The sequence below is a fragment of the Roseovarius gahaiensis genome (assembly GCF_011601345.1).
GTDB classification, from domain to species: Bacteria; Pseudomonadota; Alphaproteobacteria; order Rhodobacterales; family Rhodobacteraceae; genus Roseovarius; species Roseovarius gahaiensis.
Map to the genome: position 1 here is coordinate 1 of NZ_JAAORB010000066.1, position 9,281 is coordinate 9,281.

Below are 9,281 nucleotides of genomic sequence, written 5' to 3' on the forward strand. Positions count from 1 at the left end.
TGCTAACGTGGCAGGTGGGTCAGTTTTAGATGATCATAACCCACCCAGGTGGGTCACTTTTGCATGCCGATTCACAGACCTGGTGCGGACATCTCGACAATCTCTTCCGCTCACCGGTCTTCCAAGACAAGCTTGACGATGTCGGTGACCCATTGTTCTGGGCACCGCTGATCGCCCTGCACATGGGGCTGAGGAGCGAGGAAATCCTGCAGCTTTACGTGTCCGACATCCAGGTCATCGACGACATTCCCTGCATCGTGCTGCGCCAGGGGCCGGGTCAAAGCCTGAAAAGCCTCGCCGCCCGGCGTACCGTGCCAATCCACGACAACCTCCTGAAGCTGGGTCTGATGAAACTGATTGCCCTACGTCAGCGGGAGGATGAGCCTCGCCTCTTCCCCTGGGTCGAACGCAGCCAAAACAAGAAGACGTTCACCGAAACGTTCTCGAAACGCTTCACGCGGTACCGCCAGGATCACAAGGTCTATGACAAGCAGCGCGATTTCCATAGCCTCCGCACGACCTTCAACCATCTGCTGATCGTTGCGGAATGCCCCGACACGCAGCGGCGCGCTCTCATGGGACATGTTGAGCGGGATATCGGGATCGTGCACTACAATCCCCACGGGTTCTCGGAAAAGCAGCTACAGCAACGCGTCAACGCGATCGAGGTGGATATCTCTAAGATCCGACCGCCGTTCGACGAACCTCAGAGCATGAACGTCACGCATTTATCGGACCGCCGTCAGCCGCTTCCTGCGTGATCGGGACAGCCGCCCACGTAAGCGGCAGATTGCGTGTGTCGGTGTGGCCTACGAGGTCGCGACCCTGACTTGGAACGCTGTCGCGCGCGGCTCTGCGCAGTCCTTTATCGCAAACCCAGCGAACGACCGGTTGACCGCCCTACTTGCCGTTCTGATTCTTTCTGAAATCCTTTTCAGCACCCTTCACCTCTTCGAAGACCAGTTCAGGCACAACGACTTCCCAATTGGCGCGTTTCAGCAGGTGATGAAAACGTTCATCAGCATCCTGCTTACGCCAATGTATGATGGCTGCAATCTCGCCGGTGACAAATTTCGTGCCACTCGGTGGCGCGAATGCTTTTGACATCCGCCCCAGGGCTCGCCCTCGAACATCCTCGATCTGCCAGCGATCTCCGACACTGGAGAGCGTGACTGGCGCGCCGACCTGCGCTTCGGCGATCGCGTCATGAACAATGTGCCGATCACCTTGGCGTCCTGCGAATGACAGGTCGACCATCTTCATTTCGGGTGATTGGAAGAACCGGCGTCGGCCGGGGACTGTCGCCAAGTCGGGCACCACATGCCGTGTAACCACGGAAGGCGACTCGGTGGGAAGGTATTCGTGATTGTCGTTGCTCATGACGATCAAATTGCGCCGCGCACGTGTCATGGCGACATAGAACAATCGCCTCGGCGCGTCCTGATCTTCGTTTCGCGAGGGCCGTTCCCAACCGCCATCCATGATCACGACATCGTCGAATTCGAGGCCCTTCGCGCGGTGCGCCGTTAACAATTTGAGGCCGCGCTGCTCGCCCCATGAGTCCTTCGACCATTCAGCAAACCATTCGATCACGTCAGGGGTCGGGAGTGCTTTGCCGTCGACTTCGCGCGCAAGCTGGCCAAGCCCTTCGCCGATCCGGTCAGTCCAACGGCTTGCGGGTATCGCATTCAGGGTTTCGGTCAGGTCGCCCAAGCTGACCATGGCCCCGTGCCTCTCGCGCAGGCCGCCGATGAACCCCTGCATCTCACGGGTGCGCCACACACTTGGCAAGTTCTCGTTCGCCATTTCGACAGGAATTCCATGCGCCTCGGCAAAGTCGCGGACCGGCAGAAGCTTGCGCCAATCACGAGAAATGATTGCCGCTCCCTTCCAGCTCCAATCCGGGATCAGGTTTGACAGGCGGATCATCTCATTGACCGCAGCAAGGGCCTGAGCGTCATTTCCGGCCGGGCAGCCAAGAATTTGGACCCGCCCTTGCGCAACCGGATCGAGGCTTTCCATAATCCCGCCGGCCGGGTCCCTTTGCCGCGATTGGTCGACGGTAATTCCATGCCCTGTTTTCATTCGCTCGCGCGATCCTTCGATCACGGCGTTCGCTGCGCTGATAACATTTTTCGACGAGCGGTAATTGTCGGTCAGAAAGACCGGCTTGGCCGAATAATCCTGTTCGAATTGCCGAATATGACGCACCGATGCACCAGCAAACGCATAAATGTTCTGATCGTCATCGCCGACTGCGAACAGGCTGATCCGTTGATCGGGGTCATCGATGCTGCGACCGGCCACCGCAGCGATCAAGGCGTATTCCTCGGGCCCCACGTCCTGATATTCGTCGACCAGAATCCAGCGGAACCCCTGGATCAAGGTCTCTCGCAAGGCTTCGGCCTCGACTTTGTCCAGCCCGTCGCCACGCAACAGACGTGCCGCATCGGTCAGAAGCGTCGCAAAATCAGGTTCATCAGCGCCTGCGCGTCCGGCGAAACTCGCGCCAACCAACCGCATGGCCAAGGCATGGATGGTCAAGACCGTAACGAAGCGAGCATCTTCGCCAATCAGGAGACGCAAGCGTTCGCGGATCTCGGCGGCTGCATGTCGATTGTAGGCGAGCACCAGTATACCGTTTGGATCTTCGCGTTTGATCCTGACCAGATAGGCGACGCGATGGACCAGCACGCGTGTCTTGCCAGAGCCCGGCCCCGCGAGCACAAGCACATTGGTCTGTTCGCGGTCGTCGCGCACGATCTGCTCTTGTGTTGGATTCCCCAGATTGTCGACAATCTCAGCATAGGACTGGGGCGTTGCCTGCCGTCTGAACTCCGAAATTTTCCCCGGCATCCAAGCTTTCATGAAGGCAGACTGCTCCATTACGAAATAGTCATGTGCGAGCCGCTGGGCCTGATCGACATCCTTGATGCCTTTGGTTGCATAAGCCGCCATCACGTGGGTCTGGACGGTCTGTTCACTATAGTGGTCTTCCAGCGGCGCGAAATGCTGGGTGGTAAAGCCACCGCCTTTCGGATTGATGTGCAACGTCATAGCCGAACGGAACACGGACAATCCCTTGCCCAGGGTCACCACCTGCTGTTCGTGCAGCCACAGAAGCGCCCGGTCCATCAGCTTTGCCGGATCATTGACAGATGCCCGTAATAGCGCATCGCTGTTGATCGCCGCCAGAAGGTCGCCAAGCGTGGTCTCGACAGGAATATCTTTCCCGCGCAGGCCGGCCTGAACCTTGTTGATCAAGTATGAAACCAAACGCTCTGCGGCCTGCCTGCGAAGCAGAGCAGTCTGTGCGATGACTACCCATGACCTTTGCATTCGCACCATGAGACTGCCTTTGGACACCTTGCGCAGGCCGATATTGCCTTTGCCGCCTTCCATGTCACGGCCATCCTGCGCAATCCCACGGAGCAACTCCTCGACAATATCGGGCCGCACGGAGGTGTGTCCCTGCTCCCGCAGGGCCTGCGCCACGGAGGCCAGATGGCAGGGCAAAGCCTCATTGATGTCCGCGTCTGGCGCTTGCTCTCTAAGGATCGCAATCAGGTCGGCTTCCAACCGGGATGCCGCTTCGAACCGCTTCGGTGAGGCATTCTCGACACGCACATGCACGAAAATGGTGATGTTTGTATCATCCTTTGCAATCCCCAAGGCTTCGAGATCCGCCAAGGCCTTGCGCACGCCCGACACCGTCAGCCCACTGACTCCGCAAAGCTCGTCCGTGGTGATGCCCTCTTCCTGCGGCGCGTTGATGATATGCTGCACGACGGTGGCCAAATCCTCGCGCCGCCGCTCGGTGATCTCGGCGGATGCAAGGATTTCGCGGACCTCCTGCATGCTCCTTACCCGGAGCGAGGCGGGAAACACCTGCACCCGGTTTTCTTCGCGGTTCAGTAGGTGTGCTTCTTCCAGCCAGGCGACGGCCGTCTTCACCCGCGTATCGTCGGTATTGCTGTCCCGCTGGAAATCCCGGTCTTTCTCCTCGTGAACAATCTCGCCCGGCGTAGCAACAATCTCACCGCCTTTTCCGGTCCGTGCATCAAGGCGCCGAAGCGCCTTCAGGATCGCCCCGATCTCGTGCCGCGCGAGTCGAGACCGCGCGCTGAGGCTGAACTGACGATCAACGTCTTCGGTATTGAACAGAAGGACGCATGTTGCGGGCTCGCGGTCTCGCCCGGCGCGCCCCGCTTCTTGCAGGTAGTTTTCCAGCGACCCCGGCACGTCCCCGTGCACCACCAGACGGATGTCCGGCTTGTCGACCCCCATCCCAAAGGCGTTGGTGGCCGCGATGACGCGCAGATTGCCGACGCGGAAGTCCTCCTGGATTTCCCGTTTGTCATCGGCGCTCAGGCCCGCATGATACCGTTCAGCGGCGATGCCCTGTTGTTTTAAGAACTCCGCCACGCGCTCGGTGGCGTTTCGGGTCGCACAATAGACGACCGCCCCCGACACGCCCTCGCGCGGAAGCTGGGCCTCGATCGTGTCGAGGATATCGGTCATCTTGGTTGTGCGCTGCGTTGGCAGCACCTGGAAGCTCAGGTTCGACCGCGATGCGCCACCGTCGATCAACGCCAGCTCCGACCCCAACCGCTCTTTGAAATGGCTGCGGATGTCCTGCACGACGTCCGGCTTTGCCGTTGCGGTCAAGCAAAGCACCGGAGCAGGTTCATCGCCTGAGCTTTCCTTGATAAACCGTGAAACGTAGCGATAGTCGGGTCGGAAATCGTGCCCCCATTTGGACACGCAGTGCGCCTCGTCCAGCACCCACAGACCCACCTCGCGCTGTGCCAGAACGGACCGAACAGTTGTGCTGCGAAGTTGTTCGGGCGAAATCAAAAGGATCGCAGCATCCCCAAGCCGCACCTTGTCGAGCGCGTCCTGACGCTCAGGCAAAGATAATAGCCCGTTAATCGTAACCGCCGAGGAAATTCCAGCCCGCACCAAGCCCTGAACTTGGTCCGCCATCAGCGCCACAAGCGGCGAAATAACGACGGTCAAGGCCCCTGTCTTGTCGAACCGAGACAACGCGGGGATCTGATAGCAGATGGATTTGCCCGTGCCCGTCGGCAGGATGCCCAACAGGTTGTCGCCTTCCATGGCCGTCGCCACGATCTTTTCCTGAAGCGGGCGTCCGTCCTCGTCGACCGGTTCCGGGCGGAAACTTGGAAAGCCGAACCAGCGTTCAAGTGCACGGGTGGGATCGTTGTGCTCTGCGCAATAGGCACAGTGTGGATCACGACAATTCGTGTCCCTCAGGGCTTTGACGAGCCGTGCTGCGTCACGGAACTGCGCCCGCACCCAAGGCGGCATGACAGAATCCCCACCAGCAACCGAAATCCAGGCAAGGGCATATGCCATCGGCCAACCCAGCCCTGTGTCCGAGAGCCGCTCGAGCACAGCGTCCACCTGCGCGCCGCAGGCCGCCTCTTTTAGCAGCGTCTGAATGGCCCCGTGCGCTTCCGCTTCAGTCGGGATGGACGCCCCGCGCACGTCGCTGAACAACCGATCAAACCCGTCGCTACCGGGACTTCGGCAGCAAAGCCAGTGATAGGCCATCATCATCTCTGGCGACAACGCATTCAACGATACGAAGGCGTCAATCTGGTTGCGAAGAACCTCGAACACGAGACGCGCGTCAAACTCGGGATCGTTGACATGACCACTTTGAAGCCGCCCATCGCGGTAGTGTTTGACCAGATGATGATAGGGATTGCGCGGGAACGCCAAGGGGTTGAGCCAAAGCGTGTCAATCGGTCCTTCCGCAAGCTTTGCAAAGCGCGGCGAGACCGCCATGAGATGCGGCAGGTCATGGCGCAGAATATTGTGCCCAATAACATGTGCGAAACCCGCGCAAAACAGGTCGAGTTTTTCAAGCGCGGCCTTCGGGTCACCTTTCCGATGAAAAATCCCCTCTCCCTCGCCTTCCGGCACGGCAGCAAAGGCGAATATTCGGGCTTCCTTAGGATCGACCTCAAGATCAATTGACAGACAGCGCGACAAGATTTTGGATTGGTCCCGCGGCATTTGAATACAGTCAATTCCCAGCGGATCAGCCTCTGGCTTTTCAGGCTGCTGTGGTCGGCCACGGCCAAGGGCTTTCGATATACCGCGGGAAATTATGTTTTTCATGCTGGCAGGTTAATATTTATTCCCAGGGAGCGGAACCTTCGGAAGCCACTTGACCAAAAATGTTCTCCCGATGCCATTTCAGATTTGCGGGGTGCGGCCAGTTTCTTTTGTCTTCAGGTTTCGAGATCTTTCCATCCGGGCTTAACAGCCGGTCGACGACATCACCCGGCACCTTGTTGCGAGATACGAGGATTGTTTCGTGATCATCAGCGACCGAGATCAGCCCACGATCAAACATCCAATGCAATGTACCTGACAGCGCCAGCCCGTTTCTCACCGAATCGCTGCCGTTGTGTTCAACCGGGCGGATATGAGCTGCCTGCACCTCCGGGCGCCCTCCACCGTTTCTGAGCTTCAGCCCGGACATGGCACAGCGGTAGTCATAAGCCTCGCGCACCTTTCTGCGGAACGCGACGTCCCGGTATGGGCGCCGTGTGAGACGTTCCAGAACCGGACGCTCGAAAATCCCTGCCTCCTCGGCCGCCTCAGAGCCTTCCGGATCGTATCGTGTCGCCTCTTGCCTCTCGAGGTCTTCAGGAAGCCCCAGTCGCACGATCCGAGCGAAGTCCTCGTCCGGCAAACGCCGTACCGCGAGCTGCACAGCACCACCCTTCTTCGGGGTTCCATCTGGTTCCGTAAGCGCCTGTTCCAATGGACTGCCATCGATCAGCCTTGGAACTTCAGTATCGAGCGGCAGGAAACTACCCGGTTCGATCATGGCTAGGAAGCGACCCTCAACTCCGGGTTTCGGGATCACCTGCTCGATCTTCGCAACCGCAAAATACCCACGCGGCCCAGCCTTCACTGGCTCATAGTAAATGATCCAATCGCCCACCGCCTCTCGGACAGCTTTGAGGTAGCTACGCGGAAAGTCGTAGACGACATCAGGTTCGTCATCGTAAATAGAGTCCGCCTTGTGTAATAGCACGAGCTTTGTCATGCGCCCAGGGAATACGATCCTGACCAGAACGCAAGCCGTGAATTGCTGTAGGCCGCCACAAGCCGTTTTATAGTACACCCAAAAATTATTGTCGTGTCCGCAAATCGTGTTGGGGGTGAGATAACAATTCACGCCACACACTTCGGTTGCAGAGAAATCAGCCAATATCTATGCATGACATGATGGCGAAAGTCGTAAGCACTGCAAGCTTGCAGAACGCAAACTGTATCACTATGTTATAGAGAGGCGAAATTGAGAGCATTCAAGGGCAAGGTGTTTTCCCGATGGGCCAAGAAGGGGAGCATTGACGATAAAGATCTCTGCACAGCGGCCAAGGAGGCCTTTGCCGGAAAGGTTGATGGTGATCTCGGGAGTCATCTGTTCAAGAAGCGCGTGGCAAGGAAAGGTGGCGGAAAATCAGGGGGATATCGCACCATTCTTGGTTTCAGAAAGACAAACTCCGATCGGATTTTCTTCCTTTATGGATATCCCAAGAACGCCCGGTCGAACATCAACTCGAAGGAACACAAGGCCTTGGCGATGCTTGCTGCGGATTTGATTAAGACAACTGACGAACAAGTCGAGGCCCTGAAGGCCAAAGGAACGATCGCAGAACTGGAGTGTAAGAAATGAGCGACATTCTCGATATCGCACACGATATGGCGAAAGATCTGCATGAGGTCGGCGCCATGGACGACATCACCATGCGGGTGATGGATGAGCTGTGCTTGCCTGAACCACGGACCTTTGCTGCGAAGGACATCAAGGCCATCCGCAAGAAAACCCGGATGAGTCAGGCCGTTTTTGCTGCTTTTCTCAACGTTGGCAGCAACACAATCGCCCAGTGGGAGCAAGGAAACCGCTCTCCGAGCGGGCCTTCCGTGCGCCTTTTGGATGTGATCGACCGAAAGGGCATCGAGGCTATCACTTGACCTCTCACGCCCACCGAAATGCTTCCAATGGCGAAATGAGCGACTGACGGGCGATAAACCAATCCACATACCCTGGCAGATACTTGGACGCCGGCCCTTTGAATTGCCGGATAAAATCCTCGTATCTCGAATGGAGAGAGTTGATGTTCTGGATGTGGTGCGAGGCCATCGCCCGCGCCTTGCCCTTGGCGCCACCAACCACGAAATGCTCCAATCCCTTCACCTGGGCAAAATGGCCATACGCGCGCAATGCGTCGCTGCACAGGACCGCATCGGCCGCGATCACAGGATCCAGAGCCTTCTGGATCGTCGCATTGGCTCGGTCGGCGATCCGCTGGGCCCTCTTGGCCCCGCCACGATCGACCACCGTCAGGATCGGCAACTGCCATTGGCTGAGGCCCCTCTGCATCTTCACGCCCAGCTTGTTGTATTCATACCAGCGAAGGCGCGGAGGCTTCGGGCTGTTGAGCGGGTCTCGCTTGTATCTCACCCACTCGCGGGAACCCTTCCGGGATTCCTTCTGGTAGGTCTCATCTACTTCGACGATGCCGGAAAATTGATCGTCGGATGAATCACTTAGCCCCTGTATGATGATCAGACGCCAGCGCCAGATTGTGTGCTTATCGAGGCCCAGGCGATTGGCCAATTGCCGAATGGAAGAAGGTGCGCGAATGCCCAGCATGTCCCGGATCACTTCGAGAAAAAGATCCGGCCGATGGATGTGCCTGATCTTGGAAGTCGTCCTACCACAGAAGGTCTTCTGACACCCCAAACAGCGGTATCGTTGAAACTTGGTTCGAGTCCGTCCCCATTTCTGGCGACGGTCGTCGCCGCAATGCGGGCACTTGTGTTCTTGTTCTGTTCGTGATTCAATCTCAGACAGGGCTTCGGTTTTTCTCCGAACATCCCTAATCTTTGTTCTGGCGTCCTCGATCTGCGCCGGGTTCAAGTCATGAAACCGCTCGAGGAATTGCCGAAAGTCGTGTGCCTGCACGATCCGCTCCGCTGTTTTTTAGGAGCTATATTGGCCAATTGTGAAAATCCGAAGGCTACACGGAAATTTTCCCAACACGATTTGCGGACACGGCAAAAATTATTGATATTGCCTGACGCGAATTGTACCAAGTTTATAGAAAATTCGGTGAAGTCAGTAGCCAAATGCGGACTGGATACCCGCCCACCTGTGAATCGGCGTGCAAAATTGACCCACTTGGGTGGGTTATGAGCGAGTAAAATTGACCCACCTGTTTCGTTAACAT

The 9,281-nt window shown here is 57.5% G+C and carries 6 protein-coding genes; 3 read left to right on the forward strand and 3 right to left on the reverse strand.

Annotated features, from left to right (window positions below):
• Positions 1-29 precede the first annotated feature (29 nt).
• Positions 30-761, forward strand: a complete 732-nt coding sequence (locus HAT86_RS16430; RefSeq protein WP_167200437.1) for a site-specific integrase — start codon at positions 30-32, stop codon at positions 759-761.
• Positions 762-900: 139 nt separating this feature from the next.
• Here HAT86_RS16430 and HAT86_RS16435 read toward each other — a convergent pair whose 3' ends face one another.
• Positions 901-6,045, reverse strand: a complete 5,145-nt coding sequence (locus HAT86_RS16435) for a RecQ family ATP-dependent DNA helicase (protein ID WP_167200440.1) — start codon at positions 6,043-6,045, stop codon at positions 901-903.
• A 121-nt stretch (positions 6,046-6,166) separates the two neighbouring features.
• Positions 6,167-7,255, reverse strand: a complete 1,089-nt coding sequence (locus HAT86_RS16440) for an HNH endonuclease (protein WP_231125951.1) — start codon at positions 7,253-7,255, stop codon at positions 6,167-6,169.
• Positions 7,256-7,342: 87 nt separating this feature from the next.
• Here HAT86_RS16440 and HAT86_RS16445 point away from each other — a divergent pair, with 87 nt between their 5' ends.
• Together HAT86_RS16445 and HAT86_RS16450 are read left to right on the forward strand one after the other, a co-directional pair.
• Positions 7,343-7,723, forward strand: coding sequence for a type II toxin-antitoxin system RelE/ParE family toxin (locus HAT86_RS16445; RefSeq protein WP_167200443.1), 381 nt, complete (start codon positions 7,343-7,345; stop codon positions 7,721-7,723).
• Positions 7,720-8,022 (forward strand): helix-turn-helix domain-containing protein, encoded by a 303-nt coding sequence (locus HAT86_RS16450; protein WP_167200446.1) that lies wholly within the window; start codon positions 7,720-7,722, stop codon positions 8,020-8,022. Before HAT86_RS16445 ends, HAT86_RS16450 begins: the two co-directional genes overlap by 4 nt.
• 4 nt (positions 8,023-8,026) lie before the next feature.
• Here HAT86_RS16450 and HAT86_RS16455 read toward each other — a convergent pair whose 3' ends face one another.
• Positions 8,027-9,016 (reverse strand): IS1595 family transposase, encoded by a 990-nt coding sequence (locus tag HAT86_RS16455; protein ID WP_167200449.1) that lies wholly within the window; start codon positions 9,014-9,016, stop codon positions 8,027-8,029.
• Between the last annotated feature and the right edge of the window lie 265 nt (positions 9,017-9,281).